The organism is Kitasatospora sp. NPDC101801 (genome assembly GCF_044766665.1).
In the GTDB taxonomy this organism is placed as follows: Bacteria; Actinomycetota; Actinomycetes; order Streptomycetales; family Streptomycetaceae; genus Kitasatospora.
In genome coordinates, this window is sequence record NZ_JBIWML010000022.1 from 74,852 (window position 1) to 96,041 (window position 21,190).

Sequence of the window (21,190 nt, forward strand, 5' to 3'; positions counted from 1 at the left end):
TACTGAGCGCCGCCGAGCCCGGGTCGAGCAGTCGCTGCGCGATCTGCAGGCCGCGGGCCAGGAGGTGTCGGTAACCGCCGTGGCCCGGCGGGCGGGGGTGGACCGCACCTTCCTGTATCGCCCCCGCGACCTGCTCACGCAGATCCACACCGCCGAGCAGTCCCCCGCCGGGGACGTGGTGACGGGAGCCGGGGTCTCACGGGCCTCGCTGATGGCAGACCTGGCCGCCGCGAACGAGCGCAACGCCAGGCTCGGGGGCAGGATCGCCCTGCTGGAGAAGCGGCTGTCCCAGCTGATGGGCGACCAGACATGGCGCGAGTCGGGGCTCGGCGCCCCCGAGAGCGCCGAAAAGCTCCAGCAGCGGATCGTCCAACTCGAGAACGACAAGGGCGACCTCAAGCTGAGACTGAAGGAGGCCCTGGAGGACCTGGAGGCCGCACGCTCGACCAACCGCGAGCTGACCCGGGCCCTGAACCAGCCCGGATGATCAGCACCGAGGCGATCCCCGGCTCGTGGCAGCTCCCCCACCGCCATCAGCCGGATCGCCAACGCTCGGGCAGTGCCAGCCCTTTGGCGAACTTCCACCAGCTGAGGGTACTCGGCGGAGCGAAGTCACCAGCCCCGGGATCCCTGGGTCGACGGTTCGTCGGCAAGGGCGCGAGAGACTGCATCTAAGGATATTCTCGCAGGTCAGCCAGGGTCTATCGTGGGCGCCTGTCTTTGATCTCAGAGTTAACTGGCGGGCTGCCCGGCTACTGGATGGGAGGATCCTCCAGCCTGTGGCGATCGTTGCCGGCGTCGCGGGTGATGCCATCACGATGAGCTGGCGGCCGTCGGCGGGAAAGGCGAGAAAGCGCCCTGCCGGTCAGCGTCTTGACGGCCGGTGAGATCGGTCAGGCCGCCGTCGGCCGGAGCCGCGCACAGGCGGAGACCGCGGCGGCCTGACCCCGCCGACGTCAAGGCCGAACTGCTACGGCGCGCACCGGTGGTGGTGCGGGCCGTAGCGGGTCGGGCCTCAGTTGGCGAGGCTGAAGTCACCGCTGACCGGGGCGGCGATCTTGTCGACGCCGGTCAGGGCGGTGAGTGAGATGACCGGGGTGGAGCTGTCCGTGGTGGTGCCGTTGGCGAGCTGGCCGGAGCCGTTGGCGCCCCAGGAGCGGACGGTGTTGTCGCCGAGCAGGGCGACGCTGTGCTCGCGGCCGCCAGCCACCAGCTGGACGCCCTTGATGCCCGGGACGGTGACGGGGGTGATGCGGTAGTTGGTGGTGCCGTCGCCGATCTGGCCCGAGGTGTTCTGACCCCAGGACTTGAGCTTGTTGTCGCTGTCGGTCACGGCCAGGCTGTGGTTGCAGCCGGCGGCGATCTGGGAGACGCCGGCCAGCCAGATGCCCTGGGTGTCGACGGGGGCGTAGCGGTTGATGGTGCTGTTGTCGCCGAGCTGGCCGGTGGCGTTGTAGCCCCAGGCCTTCAGCGAGTTTCCGCTGGTGGGCTTGGTGCCTCCGCTCGGCGGGCCGACCAGGGCGAGGTTGTGGTTGCAGCCGGCCGCGATCCGGGTGACCCCGGTCAGGTTGGCGACCGGGGAGGGCACGTTACGGCTGGCCGAAGTTCCGTCGCCGAGCTGGCCGTTGATATTGTAGCCCCAGGCCCAGACGGTGCCGTCCTCGCGGAGCGCGATGCTGTGGTTGAGTCCGCCGGCGATCGCGATCACCTTGTTGAGGCCCTCGACCCGGACGGGGACGCTGCTGTCGGTGTTGGTGCCGTTGCCGAGCTGGCCGTAGTTGTTCTTGCCCCAGGAGACCACGGTCTGGTCGTCCAGCAGGGCGAGGCTGTGCGCGCCGCCGGCCGCGATGTCGGTGGCGTTGGAGAGGTTGACGACCTGTCCGGGCGCGTTGTGGCCGAAGACGGTGCCGTCGCCGAGCTGGCCGTTGGTGTTGGTCCCCCAGGCCTGCACCGTACGGTCCGTCAGCAGGGCCAGTCCGTGGCCGTTGGTCGGCGAGGCGCCACCGGCGGCGATCTTGACCACCTCGGCGCTGGTCAGCCCGAGCACGGTGGTGGCGGTGGTGCGGAGGTCGGTCCAGGTGCCGTCGCCGAGCTGGCCGGACCGGTTGTTGCCCCAGGCTTTGAGCCGCTTCTCCTGGGCGTGCGCGGTGCTCACCGGCGCGGCCGCCAGGCCGAGTGTGATCACGGATGCGGTGATGGCTGAGCACAGGCGTGCGGTGCGGGAGTTCGTCATGTGGTGCCTTCCGGTGGTGAGGGAGGGTCAGCGCGCCAGGCTGAAGTTACCGCTCGAGGGCGCCGCGACAATGGAGACGTTGCCGGACTTGGCCAGCACCTGGACCGGGGTGGGGCTCTGGGTGAGGGTGCCGTCGCCGAGCTGGCCGGCGGCATTGTTGCCCCAGGCCTGGACGGTGCCGTCGCCGAGCACGGCCAGGTTGTGCGCGGCGCCGGAGGCGATGGCGAGCACGCCGGTCAGGCCGACCAGGGGCACGCTGGTGGTGCGTTGGGTGACGGTGCCGTCGCCGACCTGCCCGTTGGCGTTGAGACCCCAGCCGCGCAGGGTGTGGTCCTGGAGGAGTGCGATGGTGTGCGAGGCGCCCGCCGAGAGCGTGGTGACGTTCTTCAGCTCCAGGACCGGCACCGGGTAGGGCTTGGTGGCCGTGGTGTCGTCGCCCAGCTGGCCGTTGGCGTTCAGGCCCCAGGACATGACGGTGCCGTCCGCGAGCAGCGCCAGCGCGTGGCTGGCTCCGGTGGCGATGCCCTTGACGGTGGTCAGCTCGGGCACCGTGAGGGCGGTGGTGCGGGGGGTCGCGGCCGGGGGGACGAAGACGGTGGGCACGGGGTCGGTGGACTTGGCCGGCCTCGGGGTGGTGCCGAGCTGGCCGTCCTTGTTGTTGCCCCAGGTCTTCACCGTGCCATCCTTCAGCAGGGCCATGCTGAAGGTGTCACCGGCCGCGATCGCCTTGACGTCGTCGAGCCCGGCCACGGTCACCGGGAGCTTGGCGTCGACGACGGTGCCGTTGCCGAGCTCGCCCTCCTTGTTGTTGCCCCAGGCCTTGACCGTGCCGTCCTTCAGCAGGGCCAGGGCGTGCGAGCCGCCCGCCGCGATCGCCTCGACGCCGCCCAGCCCGGCCACCAGCCCGGGCACGGAGGAGTCCTCGGCGGTGCCGTTGCCGAGCTGGCCCTTGTCGTTCTTGCCCCAGGCCTCGACGGTGCCGTTGGCGAGCAGGGTCAGCGCGAAGCCGTTGGTGCCGGTGCCGCCGGCGGCGATGGTGGTGAGCTCGACCCCCGACATGCCGACCACGGAGACCGGGGTCTGCCGGTTGACCTTCGTACCGTCGCCCAGCTGACCGCTGGCGTTCTGGCCCCAGGAGCGTACCCGCAGGTCGTACGCGGAGGCGGTGGAGGCCGGCAGTGCGACGGATCCGAGCAGGGCCAGCCCTGTGACCAGGGCAGGAACGGCGACGGTCGGCAGGTGGCGGAGCTTGCGGTGCTGCAGGTGCATCTCTGTCCTCACGATTCGGGGGGTGTCTAGCGGCGGACGGGCTCGCCGTGGGCGAAGCCCGGGTGCAGCGGCTGGCTGTGGTGCGGCTGGCTCTGGCCCGGCGGGGCGGCGGTCGGGCGGTGCTCGGCCGCCGCGGCGGCGTGGGCGGCGGCGTGGGCGGCGCCCAGCACGGCCAGGGCCGCGACGAGCAGCGCGGCGCAGGGGCGGAGCAGAGGTGTCATGACGTCCCTCGGATACCGGGCCGCACGGCACCTGCCGCACGGTCGCAGCTGGAAGTGGAAATCGGATCGGCGGCATACATGCCCAATGACCAGAACGACTGTGCGTTTCCGAACGGCTTTCCACACCGTTGGCTCACCGGGATCGTTCGTCTTCGCCCTATCGGACCGTCACGGTTGCGGACGGTGACCAAGGGCCGAAGCATGGGCGACTGGACTGACTTCTCGTCATTTCACGCACGCACAAGTGCCGGAGATACGCGCCGACTTCAGTAGGAGACACCGTGTTGCGCAGACCACGAGCCAGACTGCTGGTCGTCACTCTCAGTGGCGCCCTTGCCCTAGCGGCCCCGGCCCCGGCGGGGGCTGAGGACACCGAGCCGGCCGTGGTGGTGAACGGGACGTTCTCCTCGCCCCGGGTGCCCGGGGACAAGACCTGGCTCGACGCCGTCGACGGCTGGACCGGTGGCGGCGTCGGCTCGGCCACTCGCGCCGCCCACCGAGACGGCCTCCAGGCCGCCCATCTCTCCAGACCCGACTCGACCACGCCGCTCAGCACTCGACTGCGTGGCGTCCGGGCCGGGGCCACGGTGACCCTCAGCTGGGACGACAGCCCGGACAGTTGCGTGAAGCAGGGAGTCGCCAGGCGGGCCTACGCCGTGACGGTCGCCGGCTCCGCCAACCCGACGGGCAACTTCGCCACCAATGATCCCATCGGTAAGGCGAATTGGTTCTACGGTCGGATCTACTCCTTCACTGCCGCCGAGGACGCCCCGCAGATCACGTTCACGTTCAGCCCGACCCCCGACAGCCCTGGCTGCCAACCGCTGCTTGGCAACGTCGCCGCCAAGCAGACCGCCCCGCCCCCGCAGCAGAACGACCCCTGCGCGGGCGGCTCGGCCGCCAGTCCGCAGTGCAAGGACACCGCTGCCGACAAGGAGAAGATCGAGAAGTGCCCGCCCACCAGCAAGGAGTGCCTGGCGAGCGTGGCCGGTGACGGCAAGGCGGAGAAGGACGGGATCGCCAAGGAGACCCAGGCCGTGGAGGACTTCGGCAAGGTGCCCCGCGAGCAGGACCCGAACACCGCCGCCGCCGCGCTGTGCGCCCTGCCCAACGCCTTGACCGCCGACGTCAAGCCCGGCGAGGCCCCGATCCAGCCGAGCGACTGGTGGTTCTGCTGATGAGGCGCCAACTCGCGGTCCTTGCCAGCATCTTGATCCTGACTGCCGCCGCACCCGCCCGGGCCACCGACACCGTGGACACGCCCGTACCCAACGGCACTTTCGCCCAGCCCGTCGCTCCCGACAACGGCACCGCCTCCGGGCACACCGACTGGGCCCCGGACAACAGCACCGGAGCCGTCTTCGGCAAGACCCTCGCCCAGCACCCGCTCGGCTACCAGGCCGCCACACTCAACTGGAACGGTGCCGCGCTCTCGCTGCGCACCCGCCTGTGGGGCGTGAAGGCCGGCTCGGCCGTCACGCTCAGCTGGGACGACAGCCCGGGTGTCTACAAGCAGTGCACCGCCGAGCAGGTGAAGGACGGCCAGACCTACAACGTCTCGCTGATCACCACCGGCCCCGCACCCGACCCGGTGGTCACCACGAAGGGCACCGACACCGTCGGCACCGCCAACTGGGCCACCGGCCGGGTGTTCGCGTTCACCGCGACCGAGGACAACCCAATGGTCTCTTTCGACTCCCAGGAGCAGCGCACCTCCCTCTCCTGCGGCCCGCTGATCACCAACGTGACGGCCAAGCAGACACCCGCGCCGGTCGACCAGAAGGTCAGCAAGGAGCAGTTGCCCGGCCCCAAGGCATACCGTGGCAACGACCCGCTGGAGCCGGGCGTCGCGGTGGACGACTGCGAGGGCTCGGCCACCAACTGCACGTTCACGGTGGACAGTCGGTACTCCTACCGGTACTACGGCCAGACCAGGATCGCCGGCGAGGTCTACATCAACTGCAGCCGCAATGCCGTGGTGGACGACCGCAGGATCGAGATCACCGAGCCGCCGTACGACAACCTCACCCAGTACTACGCGAGCAAGGGCGCCCCGCTCGTCCCCAGTCGCTCCGACCTCTCCATCTCCCGCCCGAACACGGCCGCCCAGGCCGCCGCCGGCTACGCGGCCGGGGGCGGCAACGCGGCGGCCGTCTCCACCAGCAACCCGCTCACCTGGAGCCGGACCACCACCAAGTCGCTGAACCCCACCATCCAGCCGGGCGAGGTGAGTTGGATCGAGGTGCAGCCCGCCCGCGAGCGGGTGGTCGGCAGCTTCACCAACCCCCGCAACAAGTACCGCCTGGACGCCACCTTCGACCTTCCCGCCGTCGCCCTTCCGGACCGCTACTACCAGCGCACCGGCCCGCTCAACGAGACCGAGCTCCAGCGGTGCGGCTCCGCCCGCCCGACTGCCGGCACCCCGGACAACGGCGCGAACCCGGACAAGCGGCTGCTTGCCCTCGACGCCCCGCCCGCCGGGGTCACCACCCGGTCTGTCCCCCTCACCCCGTAACCCCCGCACACGAATCGGCCGCCTGCCCGGTGCAACGGGCAGGCGGCCGATACTCGTTGCTACATCGGCAGCCAGCCGCGCCCGGGCGTCAGCCGGTACCGCTGCCCGCCCGTGACAGCGCTGGGCGGGACCTCGATCAGGCCGTTCGCAACCGCCTTGGTCGGCCGCAGGGTCAGGCAGGCGGATTTGTTGGTGAAGGTCTGGGCGACGACCGTGCTGACGTTGACACTCGACGGGCTGTCCACGCTCACACCCTTGATGAGCTTGGCCACCCCGTCCACCAGCAGGTCGCCCACAGTGCGCGTCATCGCGTTCAGCACCCCGAACTGGAGCTGGTCACCCGCGCTCACGGTGAACTTCACCTCCGTGGTCTCGGTACTGGTCCGCTTCCACTCGTGCGAGTACCGGGCCGCGAAGGCGAGCTGGAAGGAGGCCGTGGCACTGAGCTTGAGCTGCCCCGCACCCGCCACCGTGCCGCCCAGGTTCACCGAGCCGCCGTTGGCCGTCTCCGTGTTCGGGCCCTTGTCGCTCGGCGAGGTGATATCCGTGTGGCTGCCGCTGGTCGTATTGCTGACGCCCGCACTGCCCTTGACGTCGGTGGTGTTGTCGATCGTCCCCTCCAGCGCGGCGCTGCCGGAGATCTCACCCGCGATGTTGTCGGTGGTGCTCGACTCCAGGATGACCGTACGGGTGACGGTGATCGGCGCGTCGGTGCAGTTGATCGCCCCGTTGCCGACCGAGGCCACGGCGGTGGTGAACTCCCGGGCCAGGCCCGGGAGGACGCGGAACGAGCACCCGTACTCCCGCCCGCAGCCGTGCGCGAGGGCCGGGGCGTCCGCGATCGGGGTGTCCCCGTCGAAGGCCCGGGCCGCTGGTGCGGCCTCGCCGGCCTCGGCGGAGGCCGGCGAGGCGCACAGCACCAGCACCAGCAGGGCGGCAGACGCCGCCCGGCGCCTCACCGCTGCTCCCAGGTGCCCTGGAGCCCGAGGACGTACACCGCGTCCGGCACCCGGCCGGAGGGCTCCGGTGGGGCCTCCACCAGTCCGGGGACGGACCGCAGCGAGAGGCACTTGGCCTGATTGGAGAACGTCTGCGCGACGATTGAGCTGGCGTTGACAGTGGAGGGGCTGTCCACCGTCACGTTCTTGATCAGCTTGCCCAGGCCGTTCACCAAGAGCTCGCCGACCGTCCGGGAGGAGGCGTTCGCCACCCCGAACTGCACCTCGTCACCGGCTTTGACCTGGAACGCCACCTTGGTCGCCTCGGTGCTCTGGACCTGCCAGGTACGGGAGAAGGAGGCCTTGAAGGCCGACTCGAAGGTGGCCTTGACGCCCAGGTGCAGGGCGTTGGAGCCCTCCACCGTGACCGGCGCCTCGAAGCTGTTCTTCGAGTCGTCCTTGGTGGACGGGCCACTGTCCTTGCTCGCGCCGTACTGGGTGGTGCTGTTCTCCGTACCGGGCTTGACCGTGGCCGAGCCCGAGACGGTCACCGTGGTGTCCACCCCGCCCGAAAGGGTCGCCTTGCCGGAGATCTCGCCGCCGATGTTGTCGGTGCTGCTGGTCACGAAGGTGACCGTGCGCTCGACGTCCATCGGGCCGTTGGTGCAGTTGATCGCCGCGTTGCCCAGCGACACCACCCCGCTGGTGAACTCGCGCGGCAGCAGGTCGTACATCCGGAAGGTGCAGGCCGAGGCCTTGGCGCACTGGCTGGTGACCTCCCTGGTCGAGGCCAGCGGCCGCTCCCCGTCGAAGGCCTGCGCGACGGGGAGCGAAGGTACGGCGCCGACGCCGTCGGCGGTACTGCTCGGTACTGCTCCGCTCGGCGTGGTGAGTGGCACCAGCAGAGCTATCGCGACCCCGGGGAGCAGTAGGGCGTACCGGGCGGTGCACCGCCGTCGCGGCGGGCAGGCGTGAAGGACCACGGGTGCTCTCCTCATGTGGGGGAGTGGGTCGGGGCGGTTCCCTCATCCTCGGCGAGAGTCACATCGCAGGCGAACGGTCGGCCGCCATTCGATGCGCCGTCAGGCCAGCTGGCACCGTTCACCGGAACGGGTGACGGCCTTACCCCCAAGGCTCGGTGACCCCTGGCGGTGGCTTTTATCCCGGGGAGTAGAGGTCAAGCGGTTGTCCTGTGCCGACTGCGTTGATCAGTGCTTGGAGTTCGGGTGGAGGTGGCTCGTTGGTCCAAGCCCACCAGCAGCGGTGGAGGCTGGTCCAGGGGGCGAGCCGGGCCCGGACGGCGCGGATCGCCTCGGGCCAGCTGGTCGGGTGGGGCTGGTGAGGTTTGGCCAGGCCCCCTCTCAGGCCGACCCGGTTCCTCGGGCGGTTCGGGGGTGCTGTTCCGGTCGAAATCATTCACGGAACCCCCAGCGCTGTGCCAGCGTGGAGAGCAGGTCATGGAAGCGTGCGACGTAGGCTCCCCGCGGGCCCGGCGTAGGCGGACACGGCAGACGGCGGGTCATCACAGCCCCCAGGCAGCACGGCGACGTTCCTACTATCGGCCTGCTACGGACAGTGATCAGCGCGGAACCGCAGCCAACCCCGAGGGCTTGCTCAAGCTCCGGTCCCCTTGTGCAACACCTGTCGCACAAGTTAACGTCACGTCAATCAGGCATATGAGCTGCACTTTTGAGCGTCAGTCAGCCTTACACATCTGCGTTACCCCAACAGAAGCAGGGTCGCGTAGGTGACCGTGACGCCGTCGATCAGCACCGGCTCCAGCACCGCGCGGGGCGCGATGATGCCGGTGCGGCCGACGTTCCACTCCACCTCCAGCAGGCGGGTGACCTTGTGCTGGGCGGGCAGCTTGCGGGCCACCGCCCAGCGCGGCGCGCGGGAGCCCGCCCCGGCCTGCCGCTGGTCGGCGGCGGAGTCCGCCTTGACCACCACGCCGTCGATGCCGAACGGCAGCACCGGCCGGAGCGCGGCGATCTCGTCGATCCGCTGCTGCACCTGCTCGACCGTCGCGCAGTGCTGCGGCCCGGCCTCGGTGCCCGCGGCCGTGTTCGCACCCAACTCGGCAATCCGGGCCAGTAGTTCACTGTGCCCGAGCCCGTCGAGACCGACGGCGTCGTAGGCGAACAGGGTCAGCTCGACCCGGTACGGCCGGTCCTTGGCCCGCAGGGTGCCGGCCGCGCCGCTGCGCGGGTGGGCGAACGGGGCCGCGCCGTGCGCGGTGCGGGTCTCGTTGGCCAGCTCGAACTGCTCGTGGGTGAGCAGGACTTCACCGCGCAGCTCCAGATCCAGCGGCTCGGTCAGGGTGGCGGGCAGACCGAGCACGGCGTCGGCGGAGTGGGTGATGTCCTCGCCCGCCAGGCCGTCGCCCCGGGTGAGCAGCTGGACCAGCCGCCCGGCCCGGTAGCGGGCCGCCACCGCCAGGCCGTCCAGCTTCGGCTCCACGCACCAGCCGGCCACCGGGCGGCCGAGCCGGCGCTCCAGACCGGCCGCCCAGCCGCCGAACTCCTCGGCGGAGAAGACGTTGTCCAGCGAGAGCATCGGCACCGAGTGCGGGACGTCGCCCTCGACCGCGCCGCCGGCCACCTTGCCGGTCGGCGAGTGCTCCAGCGCCTCGCCCGGGTGGGCGAGTTCGTACGCCTCGATGGCCCGCACCAGGGCGTCGTACTCGTCGTCGCCCAGCGGCGTCGAACCGTCGTCGTAGTAGGCCGCGGCCGCCCGGACGGCGGTGTCCACGGCGTCGGCGTAGGCGGTGGGAGAGGCGAGGGTGGCTGCGTCCGTCATACCCACATTCTCTCGCTCCGCACTGACATCGCCGGTGGTCCTGGCACTGTCACAGCCGGGCACACTGGCCCGTCCGGGCGCCTCCGACGGTGTTGGGCGCGCCGCCGTCGCCGGGCGGCGGGGCGTTGCCGGTGCAGTGCAGGGATCCGCCCACGGTGTTCGCGCCGACGGTCGACCCGCCCTGGTTGGAGGAGAGTTGGACCGATCCGGTGATCCGGTTGCCGAGGCAGCCGTGCCCGGCCGGGTCCCCGATCAGTACGGAGCCGGCGGAGTCGGCCGCGGCCACCGAGCCGGTCAGTGTGCTGTCGCAGACGGCGAGGCGGGCGGCGCCGCGTGCGGTGATGCTGCCGAGGGTCGAGTGGCCGACGAACAGCGTGGCCCCGGGCTCGACCAGGACGGCGTCGGCGGTCGCGTCCAGCAGGCAGGTGCTGGGCCCGGTCGCCACCACCGAACCGACCTGGCCGGTGAGGGTCCGGGCGCAGCCGACCCGCTGGGTGATGCTCACGGGCGCACCGGGTCGGTAGGCGGTGTCGCCTGGGTAGCGGGCGGTGACGGTGTGCGGGCCGGGCAGCAGGCCGTCCCGGCTGATCCGGGTGAGCGCACAGTTCGGGCCGCCGCCGGGGGAGAGGGCGCCGGTGCCGATCGGGGTGGCACCGTCGGTCAGGGCCACGGCGCCGGTCGGCGGTCCTGCCGGCGCGATGCCGGGTGCGGCCGGGCAGACGGTGGCGGTGAAGGTCACCGGGCTGCCGAAGGGGGCCGGGTCGCCGGTGGAGGTGAGGGTGACGGTGACAGGGCGTCGGCTGGTGTTCAGCAGGACCGAGACGGCGGCGTCGTTGCCGACGGCGAGGTCGGGCCGGCCGTCGCCGTCGAGGTCGCCGACCACCGGACGGCCGCCGAACGCCGCCACCCGGTAGCTCTGTTGGGGCCGGAAGGTGCCGTCCCCGTTGCCCGGCAGCACGGCCACGTCGAGGGCGGTGCCGGTGGCGACCAGGTCGGCCCGGCCGTCCAGGTCGAAGTCCCCGGTGGTGATCGAGCCGGGGAAGTCGCCCATCGGGACGACCGTCGGTGTGCCGAGGCCGCCGTTCCCGTCGCCGAGCAGGATGTCCACCGCGTCGGCCGTGGCGGACGTCACCGCCAGGTCCGGCCGGCCGTCACCGTTGAGGTCGGCGGCCGTCAGGCCGAGCGGGGTCGAGCCGGTGGGATGGCCGAGGGCGGGGCCGAAGCCGCCGCTGCCGTCGCCGCGCAGGACGAACACCGCCCCGGCGTCGAAGCCGCCGTCGTCGGTCACCGCGATGTCGAGGTGTCCGTCCCGGTCGAGGTCCACCAGGACGAGGTCGGTCGGGTTGGCGCCCACCCGGTGGATCTGCTGTGGCCGGAGGGTGCCGTCGCCGTTGCCCAGCAGGACCGACACCGTCCCGTCGTTCCCGTTCGCGGTCACCAGGTCGGGCCGGCCGTCCCCGTTCAGGTCGCCGGTCGCCAGCCCGACGGGGTGCGCCCCGGCGGCGAACTCGCGCGAGGGCTGGAAGGTGCCGTCGCCGTTGCCGAGCCGCAGCTCGACCGCGCCGACGTTGCTGACGGGGTGTCCGCCGGTGGCGACGGCCAGGTCGATCCGGCCGTCCCCGCTGAAGTCGCCGGTGACGATCCGGGACGGGGAGACGCCGACCGGCGAGGTGTCCGGGGCGCCGAAGCTGCCGTCCCCCCGGGCGGTGAAGACCGAGACGCTGTTCTCGTCGTTGTTGACCGCGACCAGGTCGAGGCGGCCGGTACCGTGGAAGTCCCCCAGCGCGATCTCGAAGGGGTAGTGACCGGCCCGGTAGGAGACCGTGGGGGCGAACAGCCCGCCGTCGGGCTCCGCCGACAGCGCGGGGACCGGGCCCGCCACCAGGCCCGCCGCGCCCAGGGCTGCCACCAGTACCGCACGCAGCGGTACACCGATCCTGCTCATCCGGCTCTCCTCCCGGCCAGCGGCCGACCGGTTGCCCCGGCCGTCACCGGTTCTGATGGGCCGTCAGAACGGTGGTGCGGGTGCGGACGACACTCCGGCCAGTGGTCCGCCGGTCGTCCGCGACCGGCCGGGACGGTGACGCTGGGTAGCCGAAAGGGAGGGGGAGCCCCCCTCTTTCCGGGTCTTGCGCGCAGGTGATTCCCTGCTATTGGTCAAAGGTCGGTCAAGTGTATTAATGATCCCTTTTCCGTCGGGTACAGTTCCTGCATGGGACATCGTGAGGACCTGCTGGAGGGCGCCAAGCGGTGCCTTATCGAAAAGGGTTACGGCCGTACGACAACTCGAGACATCGTCGCGGCTTCCGGAGCCAACCTGGCGTCCATCGGTTATCACTACGGATCGAAGGAGGCGCTGCTCAACGCCGCCCTCCTGGAGGCGCTGGACGACACCGGCGGGGAGTACCAGCCGACCTCGGTCGAGGACCCGCGGCCCGGTGCCGATCCGCTGGAGCGGTTCGAGGCGGCCTGGGGGCAGATCGTCGAGAAGTACGCCACCCGCCGACAGCTGCTGCTGGCCAGCTTCGAGGTGTTCGCGCAGGTGGACAGGGTCCCCGAGCTGCGAGCGGCGCTGGCCGACGGCATCCAGCAGGGGCGTGAGTCGATGGCCGAGCTGTTCCAGAGCATCGCCGGCGAGAGTGCCGAGCCGCTCGACGCGGAGCGGCAGAACGCGATCGGTTCGTTCTACCAGGCGCTCGCCACCGGCGTGATGGCCCAGCTCCTGGTGGACCCGGACCGGGCCCCCTCGGCCCGTGACCTGACCCTGGCGCTGCGCACCATGGTGAACTGGCACACCGCGCTCCTCCCGGAGCCCCAGCCCGCCCAGATCTGAGTCTCCCGAATCCGCTCCGAAAAACCCGGGAAAAACAATTCGGAGAATGTCGAAATGACCGGCGGTCGAGTATTCCTCGACCGCCGGTTCACGTTTTCCGGCGCTGTTCCCCGAGGGGTGGTCAGATGCGGTGCAGAACGAATTCGTCGGTGGTCTCGCCCTTGAAGAGCAGATCGGGACGGCCACTCAGCGTGTAGTCCCCGTGCGGGGTGACCAGCACGTCGGTGGGCAGCCGCTCGGGCCACGGCTGGACGCGCTGGATCTCGTGCGCGGCGTCCCAGTGCCGGTCGGTCGGACGGAGCACGATCACCGCGTCCACGCCCTCCGGGTTCGCCAGGTCGTTGCTGACCACCAGCAGGGTGCCGTCCGGGCGCAGGGCGATCGAGTCGCCGCCCACGATCGGACGGTCCAGGGTGACGGCGTGCGCCTGGTGCGGGGCCTTCAGCGGGATCCGGACCAGCTGGCCGGTGCTGTACTGCAGGGTCAGCAGGAAGCCGGCCGGGTGCAGCAGCAGGCCGATCACGCCGGCGCCGGTGCCCAGCTGCCAGCCGGGCGAGATCACCGAGGTGTCGGCCAGCACGGAGGCGTGGCCGTCGGTGGTGACCTTGTAGATCTTGTTGGCGGCGGGGTCGCTGACGTACGCGGTGCCGTCCTTGTCGATGGCGACCCGGTCGGCGGCGTGCATCGGCTCGTCACCGATGCTGAGGTCCACCAGGAACAGCTGGCGGCCGGTGTTCAGGTCGAAGACCCCGAGCCCGGACTCCTTGAGGTAGGTCTCCGGGGTGGAGCGGGTGCCGAGGCCCAGGTCGTGGTAGCCGAGCAGCAGCCGGTTGCGGTGCAGGTCGATGGCGATGCCGACGGTCGAGACGATCTTCGGGTCGGGGTCGCCGACCAGCGTGGTGACCGAGCCGTCAGAGTGCAGGATCGAGGCGGTGCCGTGCCGGGTCGAGCTCAGCAGGATGGCCTTGCGCCTGGGGTCCCAGGTCATGCCCTCCGGGTGCAGTGAGTCGGCGTGGCCGGTGATGACACCGGGGTAGGGGCAGGACGAGGCCGTCGCGGTGGCGGCCTCGGCCGAGGGTGCCAGACCGGCCGTGGCAGCGGCGGCGACCACTGCGGCCCCGAGCACGCCGCGGCGGCTGATCTCAGTGTCGGTCATGTTCTTCGTCTCCTGGTGGGACAGGCGTGCACGGACCACGAGCGCCCGACGGCGAGACGGGAAACTTGGGCAGGATCGACGACGCCGCCGCACTGGGTTCGTCCGGGAACGGGTGCCCCCAGCATCGAACTTGGCACGAAACTAACGCCGTGAAGGTCCTGCCCCCACCCCTACCGGCCCCCTGTCCGACCGCCGCCTACCGGATCAGGACGGGGAGCGTCTCGACGCCGTACACGATCGACAGCTTGCGGAACGCCAGCTCCTCCGGGGGTACCGCAAGCCGGAGTTCGGGAAACCGCCGGACCAGGGCGGGGAAGGCGGCGCGCAGCTCCATCTTGGCCAGCTCGGCGCCGATGCAGCGGTGCATGCCGTACCCGAAGGCCAGGTGCGAGGGCCCCTGCCGGTCGCCGTCGAAGCGCTCCGGGTCGGTGCCGAAGACGGCGTCCCGGTTGGCGCCGCTGAGCGAGCAGAGCACCACGTCGCCGGCCGAGATCCGGGTGCCGGCGATCTCCATGTCCTCCCGGGCGAACCGGGGGAAGGCCATCTGGACCACCGTCAGGTAGCGCAGCAGCTCGTCGACGAACGGGGCGGTCGCGGCGTCGTCGTCGCGGACCCGGGCGAACGCCGCCGGGTCCTGCAGCAGCACCAGCGAGCCGAGCGCCAGCATGCTCGCGGTGGTCTCGAAGCCACCGGTCAGCACCCCGTCGGCCAGACCGGCCAGCTCCTGGTCGTCGATGTCGTCGCCGTACTCCTTGATCAGCATGCCGAGCAGGCCGTCGCCCGGCTCGACCCGCTGGCGCTGCACGACCTCCTGCAGGTAGGCCAGCGACTCGCTGATCGCGCCGAACGGGGTGCCCGCCCCGGCGAACAGGTCGAACCTGGCGGTCCCGAGCCGCTGGAAGTCCTCGCGGTCCTCGTACGGTATGCCGAGCAGCTCACAGATGGTCAGCGAGGGGATCGGCAGCGCGTAGTGCTCCACCAGGTCCACCGGGCCGGGGCCGGCCGCGGCCATCTGGTTGAGCTGCTCGGTGACCAGGGCGTCGATCCGGGGGCCGAGCCGGCTGAGTCGGCGCATGGTGAACTCGGGGGTCAGCCGGCGCCGCAGCCGGGTGTGCACCGGCGGGTCGCTGAAGCCCAGACCACCCGGGTTCTGACCCTCGGTCACCCCGGCGTTGCCGATCAGGTTGGCGAAGTCGCTGCTGAAGCCGGTCGGCCGGCCGAGCACCTGCTTGACCTCCTCGTAGCCGGTCACCAGCCAGGCGTTGAAGCCGAACGGCAGCGGCACCCGGCTGATCGGCGCGGCCGCCCGGGTGGTGGCCATCGCCGGGACCGGGTCCAGTCCGTCCCGCTTCAGGGGCATCAGGACGGATTCGGGCAGGAACGAGACGTCGGAGAGGTCGAAGCCGTTCCGAGCGGACCGGGCCAGGTAGCGGCGGCCGATCCAACTGGTCGCACGTGAACGGAGTTTGGTCATCAGCACTGGGTGCTCCAATCCGGGCAGGAGGCCGACTGGCCAAGGGGTCGTCGAGCGGCCGTGCGCGGCGGCGGGCATCAGCGTATCCACAGACAGTCGTACGTATGACAGCCGGATGGCCGTTAGGGGTTCCACCGGCGCTGTCAGGGGGGTGGGTCGGCTGGTTACGCCGCCCGGGCCCGATTTGAATGAATCGTTCGACCGCTTTCTGTATCGCCCGACCGGTTGGAGAGGTGGAGCGTGACTACTGTTGAGGAGGACCTGGCGGTGCTGCGGGACGTCGAACGACGTCCTGACATGCGGGCCAGGGTCGACGAGTTGCTGGCGACCAAGGACGAGGTGGCGCAGGGTGCGCCGCAGGCGACCAGGAACCAGCGTGCCAAGGGGAAGCTGACGGTCCGTGAACGGATCGACCTGCTCTTCGACGAGGGGACCTTCCGGGAGATCGAGCAGCTCCGGCGGCACCGGGCGACCGGTTTCGGCCTGGAGAACCGGCGCCCGCACACCGACGGTGTGATCACCGGGTGGGGCAAGGTCTGGGGCCGGACGGTGTTCGTCTACGCCCACGACTTCCGGATCTTCGGCGGCTCGCTCGGCGAGGCGCACGCGGAGAAGATCCACAAGGTGATGGACCTGGCCGAGGCGGCCGGTGCGCCGCTGGTCAGCCTCAGCGACGGCGCCGGGGCCCGGATCCAGGAGGGCGTCACCGCGCTGGCCGGGTACGGCGGGATCTTCCGCCGGAACGTCCAGGCGTCCGGGGTGATCCCGCAGATCTCGGTGATGCTCGGCCCCTGCGCGGGCGGCGCGACCTACTCGCCCGCGCTGACCGACTTCGTCTTCATGGTCCGGGACATCTCGCAGATGTACATCACCGGACCCGACGTGGTGAAGTCGGTGACCGGCGAGACGATCAGCCACGACGGGCTCGGCGGCGCCGAGGTGCACGCGGCGGTCTCCGGCGCGGCGGGCTTCCTGCACGACAACGAGGCCGACTGCATCGAGGACGTCCGGCACCTGCTCTCGCTGCTGCCGTCCAACAACCGCGAACTGCCCCCGGTGGAGCTCTCCGAGGACCCGCCGGACCGGCGCAACGACGCGCTGCTCGACCTGGTGCCGGCCGACCCGAACCGGGCCTACGACATGCGCAAGGTGATCGAGGAGGTCGTCGACGACGGCGACTTCTTCGAGGTGCACGCCTCCTGGGCCACCAACATCCTTTGCGGGCTGGCCCGTCTCGACGGGCACGTGGTGGGCATCGTGGCCAACCAACCCGCCTCGTTCGCAGGGGTGTTGGACATCAACGCGTCGGAGAAGGCGGCACGCTTCGTGCAGCTCTGCGACGCGTTCAGCATCCCGCTGGTGACCCTGGTCGACGTGCCTGGCTTCCTGCCCGGCCGGGACCAGGAGCACGAGGGCATCATCCGGCACGGCGCCAAGCTGCTGTACGCGTACTGCAACGCCACCGTGCCCAGGATCCAGCTGATCCTGCGCAAGGCGTACGGCGGTGCGTACATCGTGATGGACTCGCGCTCGATCGGCACCGACATCTCCTACGCCTGGCCCACCAACGAGATCGCCGTGATGGGCGCCGAGGGTGCCGCCAACGTGGTGTTCCGCCGGGAGATCGCGGCCGCCGACGACCCCGAGGCGGCCCGGCAGCAGCGGATCAAGGAGTACCAGGAGGAGTTGATGCACCCGTACTACGCCGCCGAGCGCGGTCTGGTGGACGACGTCATCGACCCGGCCCGGACCCGGTCCACGCTGATCGACGCGCTGGCGATGCTGCGCACCAAGCACACCCGGCTGCCGGCCCGCAAGCACGGAAACCCGCCGGTGTAGTGATGCCGCAGACGCAGCAGGTCTCGCAGATCACCGTGGTCCGGGGCGCCCCGGCCCCGGAGGAGCTCGCCGCCGCCGTGGTGGCGCTGCTCGCACTGGCCCGGCGGCGGTCCTCCGTCGCCGGGCCGGCCGGCCGGCCGCTCCGGGGCGCCGGTTGGGAGCCGGAGGGCTTCGGGGCGCCCGGGGCCTGGAACGCCGGCTCGAAGCCCCGGTCGTGATCCAGGTCGCGACCGGGGCAGTCCTCAGCGAAGTTGTCAGGAAGGAAGCTCAACCACCATGTCAGTGACGTCCGTTGAAAGCGGTGCCTGGACCCGAAGGTTCCATCCGGCACCCGAGGCTCCGACCAGGCTGGTCTGCTTCCCGCACGCCGGCGGGTCGGCCACCTACTACTTCCCGGTCTCCCGGGCGCTCTCGCCCGGGCTGGACGTGGTCTCGATCCAGTACCCCGGCCGGCAGGACCGCCGGCACGAGCCCGGTGTGGACTCGGTGGACCGGCTCGCCGACCTGGTGGTCGAGGAGCTGGGGGAGTGGCTGGACCGCCCGGTGGCGCTGTTCGGCCACAGCCTGGGCGCCACGCTGGCGTTCGAGGTGGCGAAGCGGCTGGAGAAGCGCGGCGTGGTCCCCACCGCCCTGTTCGCCTCCGGCCGCCGGGCCCCGTCCCGGCACCGCCCGGGCCGGGTCCACCTGTACGGCGACGCCGAACTGATCGCCAACCTGAAGAAGATGAGCGGGACCGACGCCCAGGTGCTGGGCGACGACGAGATGCTGCAGATGATCATGCCCGCCATCCGCAGCGACTACAAGGCCGCCGAGACCTACCAGTACCGCCCGGGGCCGAAGTTGAGCTGCCCGATCATCGCGCTGACCGGCGACGAGGACCCGGAGGTGAACCTGGAGGAGGCCCGGGCGTGGTCCGAGCACACCACCGCGGGCTTCGAGCTCCAGGTCTTCCAGGGCGGCCACTTCTACCTGAACCACCACGCCCCGGCGGTGCTGCGGGCGATCACCACCCAGCTGGGCGGCTGACGGCGGCAACGCGAAAGGCCGGCGGGCCGGGGTTCTCACCCCGGCCCGCCGGCCTTTCCCTGTGTGTCCCCGGTCAGCGCTGGCCGGCCGGAGCCCGGTTGCCGCCGGGCTGGGGGATGGTGGGAGTGCCGTCGCCGTCCTCGTCCTCGATCGCGACCGGCTCCTTCGGCAGCTTGCCGAGGACGACCGCGGAGAGGATCGCACCGAAGATCATGACGCCACCGGCGGTGATCGCCGCCGCGTGCATGCCGTCGGTGAACGCCACCCGGGCGATCCGGACGACGGTGTCGCGCAGTCCGTCCGGGAGCTGGTTGGCCACCGCGACGGCGTCGCCGAGGGCCTCCCGGGCGTGCTGGGCGACGTTGGCCGGCAGGTCGGACGGGAGCTTGTCGGCCAGGCCGCTGCGGTACACGGCGAAGCCGACGCTGCCCAGCACGGCCATACCGGCCGCACCACCGAACTGCTGGGTGGTCTCCAGCAGGGCGGACGCCGAGCCGGCCTTGGCCTTCGGGACGGTGGACAGGGCCAGGTCACCGACCAGGACCATGGCCATCATCAGGCCGACGTTCGCCACGCCGACACCCGTGAGCAGCACCCAGAGCGGGGAGTCGAACTTGGTGAGCAGGACGAAGGCGTAGCCGATGACGGAGACCGTGAAGCCCGCGCTGATGACGTAGGCGCGGTGCATCTTCTGCGACAGGACGGCCGCGACCGGACCGGCCACCGCGACCGCGAAGGACGGGATGAGGCACCAGAGACCGGCGCTCAGCGCGCTGAGCCCGAGCACCGACTGCAGGTACTGGGTGGAGAAGATGCCGAAGCCGACGATCGCGAACATCGCGGTGGTGTTGATCGCGGCCGAGCCGCCGAAGCCGCGGCTGAGCAGCAGCTTGGTGTCGATCATCGGGGTCTCGAGGCTGCGCTGACGGCAGATGAACAGCACACCGACCAGGACGCCGGCCCCGGCCGCGATGCCCGAGCCCAGGTTGAACTTGTCGGCGGCCAGCGTCTGCATGGCGTAGATGATCGGGAGGATGGTGCCGAGCGAGAGGACCGCGCTGGGCAGGTCGAAGCGGCCCGGGTTCGGGTCCTTGGACTCCGGCAGCAGGATCGGTGCCAGCACCAGCATCAGGACCATGGCCGGGATGTTGAGCAGGAAGACCGAGCCCCACCAGAAGTGGTCCAGCAGCAGACCGCTGACCACCGGGCCGATGGCGACACCGAGGCCGGTACCGGCGGTCCAGATGCCCACCGCCGCGGTGCGCTCCTTCTCGTCCCGGAAGATGTTCAGGATCAGGGCCCGGGTCGAGGGCATCAGGGTCGCGCCGCCGATGCCCAACAGGGCTCGGGCGATGATGAGTTGGTTGGCGCTCTCGGCGTAGGCCGCGCCGACCGAGGCGAGGCCGAAGCCCAGGATGCCGATGAGCAGCAGCTTGCGGCGGCCGATCCGGTCGGCCAGCGAGCCCATGGTCACCAGCAGACCGGCCAGGATGAAGCCGTAGATGTCGAAGATCCACAGCTGCTGGTCGGTGGTCGGGAGCAGGTCGGCACTGAGGAAGGGCACCGCGAAGTACAGCACCGAGGTGTCCATCGAGACGATGACCAGGGGCAGCACAAGCACGCCGAGGCCGAGCCACTCCTTCGCGCCGGCCTTGGGCGCCGCGTGGGCGCCGGAGGTGGTGCTCTGTTGGTTCGTCATTTCTAGGCTCTCTCCAGCCTTGTGGTGATTCGGTCGGACCAGTGGGTCGGACTAAGGGTCAGGTGGTTCGGACAGTATTTGTCCTGGCCATGTCACGTCTTGGACAGTCGGATCGACCCCGGGACGGGCCTGCTGAAGCCCGTCCCCGGGCCGGTCGTGGTGCGCGGTACGTGGTGCGTCGTGCGGGTGGGGCCGGTACTGCTTACTTGCCGGCCTTGACGACGGCGCCGCCGTCGACCTTGAGCTGGAGGCCGGTCACGTAACGGGACTCGTCGGAGGCCAGGTAGGTGACCGCGTGCGAGACGTCGAGCGGCTCCACGTACGGGATCGGCATGCCCTGGACCACCGGGAACGCCACCTCGGCGTCCTCGCGGGTGGGCGTCTCGACGTCCGGGCGGAAGACCTTGTACATCGCCGTGTTGTGCAGCATGACGGTGTTGGCGTTGGTCGGGTGGACCACGTTGAGGCGCCGGCCGGTCGGTGCGAGGTACGGCGCGAACCAGTTGACGTAGTCGTTCAGGACGGTCTTGGCGAAGGAGTAGCCGATGCCACCGGGGCCCATCGGACCCGGGGCGCCCGCCTCGGCTATGTAGGCCGCGGCCGAGCCGATCAGGATGATCGACGCGCCCTCGCCCAGGTGCGGCAGTGCGGCGTGCACGGTGTTGAGCGCGCCGCTCAGGTTGACGTCCACCGCGTCGGTGAACGCGTTCAGCGGGCGGTCCGCACCGACCGGGCCGATGGCCGCGTTGGCGACCACGACGTCCAGTCGGCCCAGCTCGGCCACGCCCTCGTCGATCGCGGCCTTGAGTGCGGCGCGGTCGCGGACGTCGGCCTGCTTGGTGACGATGCGACGCCCGGTCTTCTCCACCAGCCGAGCGGTCTCCTGCAGCTCCTCGGCGGTGGCCAGGGGGTACTCGACGACCTCGATGTCCTCGCAGATGTCGATCGCGATGATGTCGGCGCCCTCCTCGGCAAGTCGTATCGCGTGGCTGCGGCCCTGACCGCGACCCGCACCGGTGATGACGACGACCTTGCCCTCAACGCGGCCCATAAGGCCCTCCCGATCATGTGTCGTTGAATTATTTATACCCAAGGAAACCTCCCCTCCGATGGGCTGGGCACCCCCTAATCGCCCCTGCCGAATCAAGACAGGGGTGGGGCTAGGGGTGGGTAAGGGGCCTGACTTGA

At 70.8% G+C, this 21,190-nt stretch carries 17 protein-coding genes and 1 pseudogene; 7 read left to right on the forward strand and 11 right to left on the reverse strand.

The window, feature by feature from the left end:
• Nucleotides 1–64: 64 nt before the first annotated feature.
• A complete protein-coding gene (locus ACIRPK_RS23015; protein ID WP_403041154.1) occupies nucleotides 65–487 on the forward strand; it encodes a hypothetical protein in 423 nt (140 codons plus the stop codon).
• A gap of 528 nt (nucleotides 488–1,015) precedes the next feature.
• Here the strand turns inward: ACIRPK_RS23015 and ACIRPK_RS23020 are convergent.
• The 3 genes from ACIRPK_RS23020 to ACIRPK_RS23030 form a co-directional block, all read right to left on the reverse strand.
• Nucleotides 1,016–2,185 carry an RCC1 domain-containing protein gene (locus ACIRPK_RS23020; RefSeq protein ID WP_403041155.1) on the reverse strand — a complete coding sequence of 390 codons (1,170 nt, stop codon included), beginning with the start codon at nucleotides 2,183–2,185 and terminating at the stop codon, nucleotides 1,016–1,018.
• Between the two features lie 75 nt (nucleotides 2,186–2,260).
• Nucleotides 2,261–3,502: an RCC1 domain-containing protein gene (locus tag ACIRPK_RS23025; RefSeq protein WP_403041156.1), complete on the reverse strand. Its 1,242-nt coding sequence runs from the start codon at nucleotides 3,500–3,502 to the stop codon at nucleotides 2,261–2,263.
• A 26-nt stretch (nucleotides 3,503–3,528) separates the two neighbouring features.
• The gene (locus ACIRPK_RS23030) at nucleotides 3,529–3,723 is read right to left on the reverse strand and encodes a hypothetical protein (protein WP_403041157.1); all 195 of its coding nucleotides are present in this window, start codon (nucleotides 3,721–3,723) and stop codon (nucleotides 3,529–3,531) included.
• A gap of 284 nt (nucleotides 3,724–4,007) precedes the next feature.
• Between ACIRPK_RS23030 and ACIRPK_RS23035 the strand changes: the two genes are divergently transcribed.
• Nucleotides 4,008–4,901, forward strand: a complete 894-nt coding sequence (locus tag ACIRPK_RS23035) for a hypothetical protein (RefSeq protein WP_403041158.1) — start codon at nucleotides 4,008–4,010, stop codon at nucleotides 4,899–4,901.
• On the forward strand, nucleotides 4,901–6,238 hold the full coding sequence (locus ACIRPK_RS23040; protein ID WP_403041159.1) for a hypothetical protein: 1,338 nt from the start codon (nucleotides 4,901–4,903) through the stop codon (nucleotides 6,236–6,238). The genes ACIRPK_RS23035 and ACIRPK_RS23040 overlap by 1 nt, the downstream gene beginning before the upstream one ends.
• A 59-nt stretch (nucleotides 6,239–6,297) precedes the next feature.
• Here the strand turns inward: ACIRPK_RS23040 and ACIRPK_RS23045 are convergent, their stop codons facing one another.
• The 4 genes and pseudogenes from ACIRPK_RS23045 to ACIRPK_RS23060 all read right to left on the reverse strand — a co-directional run bounded on the left by ACIRPK_RS23045 (nucleotide 6,298) and on the right by ACIRPK_RS23060 (nucleotide 11,920).
• Entirely contained in the window at nucleotides 6,298–7,197 is a 900-nt protein-coding gene (locus tag ACIRPK_RS23045) for a hypothetical protein (RefSeq protein WP_403041160.1), read from the reverse strand.
• Nucleotides 7,194–8,159, reverse strand: a complete 966-nt coding sequence (locus ACIRPK_RS23050; RefSeq protein ID WP_403041161.1) for a hypothetical protein — start codon at nucleotides 8,157–8,159, stop codon at nucleotides 7,194–7,196. The genes ACIRPK_RS23045 and ACIRPK_RS23050 overlap by 4 nt, the downstream gene beginning before the upstream one ends.
• 751 nt (nucleotides 8,160–8,910) lie before the next feature.
• Nucleotides 8,911–9,975 (reverse strand): annotated as a pseudogene (locus ACIRPK_RS23055) (NAD-dependent DNA ligase LigA); the annotation flags it as partial.
• 49 nt (nucleotides 9,976–10,024) lie between these two features.
• On the reverse strand, nucleotides 10,025–11,920 hold the full coding sequence (locus tag ACIRPK_RS23060; RefSeq protein WP_403041162.1) for an FG-GAP-like repeat-containing protein: 1,896 nt from the start codon (nucleotides 11,918–11,920) through the stop codon (nucleotides 10,025–10,027).
• A gap of 267 nt (nucleotides 11,921–12,187) precedes the next feature.
• On the opposite strand from ACIRPK_RS23060, the gene ACIRPK_RS23065 reads away from it, so the two are divergent.
• Nucleotides 12,188–12,808: a TetR/AcrR family transcriptional regulator gene (locus tag ACIRPK_RS23065; protein ID WP_403041163.1), complete on the forward strand. Its 621-nt coding sequence runs from the start codon at nucleotides 12,188–12,190 to the stop codon at nucleotides 12,806–12,808.
• A gap of 121 nt (nucleotides 12,809–12,929) precedes the next feature.
• Here the strand turns inward: ACIRPK_RS23065 and ACIRPK_RS23070 are convergent, their stop codons facing one another.
• Both ACIRPK_RS23070 and ACIRPK_RS23075 read right to left on the reverse strand, forming a co-directional pair.
• Nucleotides 12,930–13,964, reverse strand: a complete 1,035-nt coding sequence (locus ACIRPK_RS23070) for a gluconolaconase (RefSeq protein ID WP_403041164.1) — start codon at nucleotides 13,962–13,964, stop codon at nucleotides 12,930–12,932.
• Nucleotides 13,965–14,160: 196 nt separating this feature from the next.
• Nucleotides 14,161–15,438, reverse strand: coding sequence for a cytochrome P450 (locus ACIRPK_RS23075; RefSeq protein WP_403041165.1), 1,278 nt, complete (start codon nucleotides 15,436–15,438; stop codon nucleotides 14,161–14,163).
• A gap of 297 nt (nucleotides 15,439–15,735) precedes the next feature.
• Here ACIRPK_RS23075 and ACIRPK_RS23080 point away from each other — a divergent pair, with 297 nt between their 5' ends.
• The 3 genes from ACIRPK_RS23080 to ACIRPK_RS23090 are packed head-to-tail and all read left to right on the forward strand — an operon-like array spanning nucleotide 15,736 to nucleotide 18,303.
• On the forward strand, nucleotides 15,736–17,277 hold the full coding sequence (locus ACIRPK_RS23080; protein WP_403041179.1) for an acyl-CoA carboxylase subunit beta: 1,542 nt from the start codon (nucleotides 15,736–15,738) through the stop codon (nucleotides 17,275–17,277).
• Between the two features lie 2 nt (nucleotides 17,278–17,279).
• Complete coding sequence (locus tag ACIRPK_RS23085; RefSeq protein ID WP_403041166.1) at nucleotides 17,280–17,495, forward strand: acyl-CoA carboxylase epsilon subunit; 216 nt, start codon at nucleotides 17,280–17,282, stop codon at nucleotides 17,493–17,495.
• A gap of 58 nt (nucleotides 17,496–17,553) precedes the next feature.
• Nucleotides 17,554–18,303: a thioesterase II family protein gene (locus ACIRPK_RS23090; protein WP_403041167.1), complete on the forward strand. Its 750-nt coding sequence runs from the start codon at nucleotides 17,554–17,556 to the stop codon at nucleotides 18,301–18,303.
• Nucleotides 18,304–18,376: 73 nt separating this feature from the next.
• Here the strand turns inward: ACIRPK_RS23090 and ACIRPK_RS23095 are convergent, their stop codons facing one another.
• Both ACIRPK_RS23095 and ACIRPK_RS23100 read right to left on the reverse strand, forming a co-directional pair.
• Nucleotides 18,377–20,002, reverse strand: a complete 1,626-nt coding sequence (locus tag ACIRPK_RS23095; protein WP_403041168.1) for an MFS transporter — start codon at nucleotides 20,000–20,002, stop codon at nucleotides 18,377–18,379.
• Between the two features lie 202 nt (nucleotides 20,003–20,204).
• Nucleotides 20,205–21,053 carry a mycofactocin-coupled SDR family oxidoreductase gene (locus ACIRPK_RS23100; RefSeq protein ID WP_403041169.1) on the reverse strand — a complete coding sequence of 283 codons (849 nt, stop codon included), beginning with the start codon at nucleotides 21,051–21,053 and terminating at the stop codon, nucleotides 20,205–20,207.
• Between the last annotated feature and the right edge of the window lie 137 nt (nucleotides 21,054–21,190).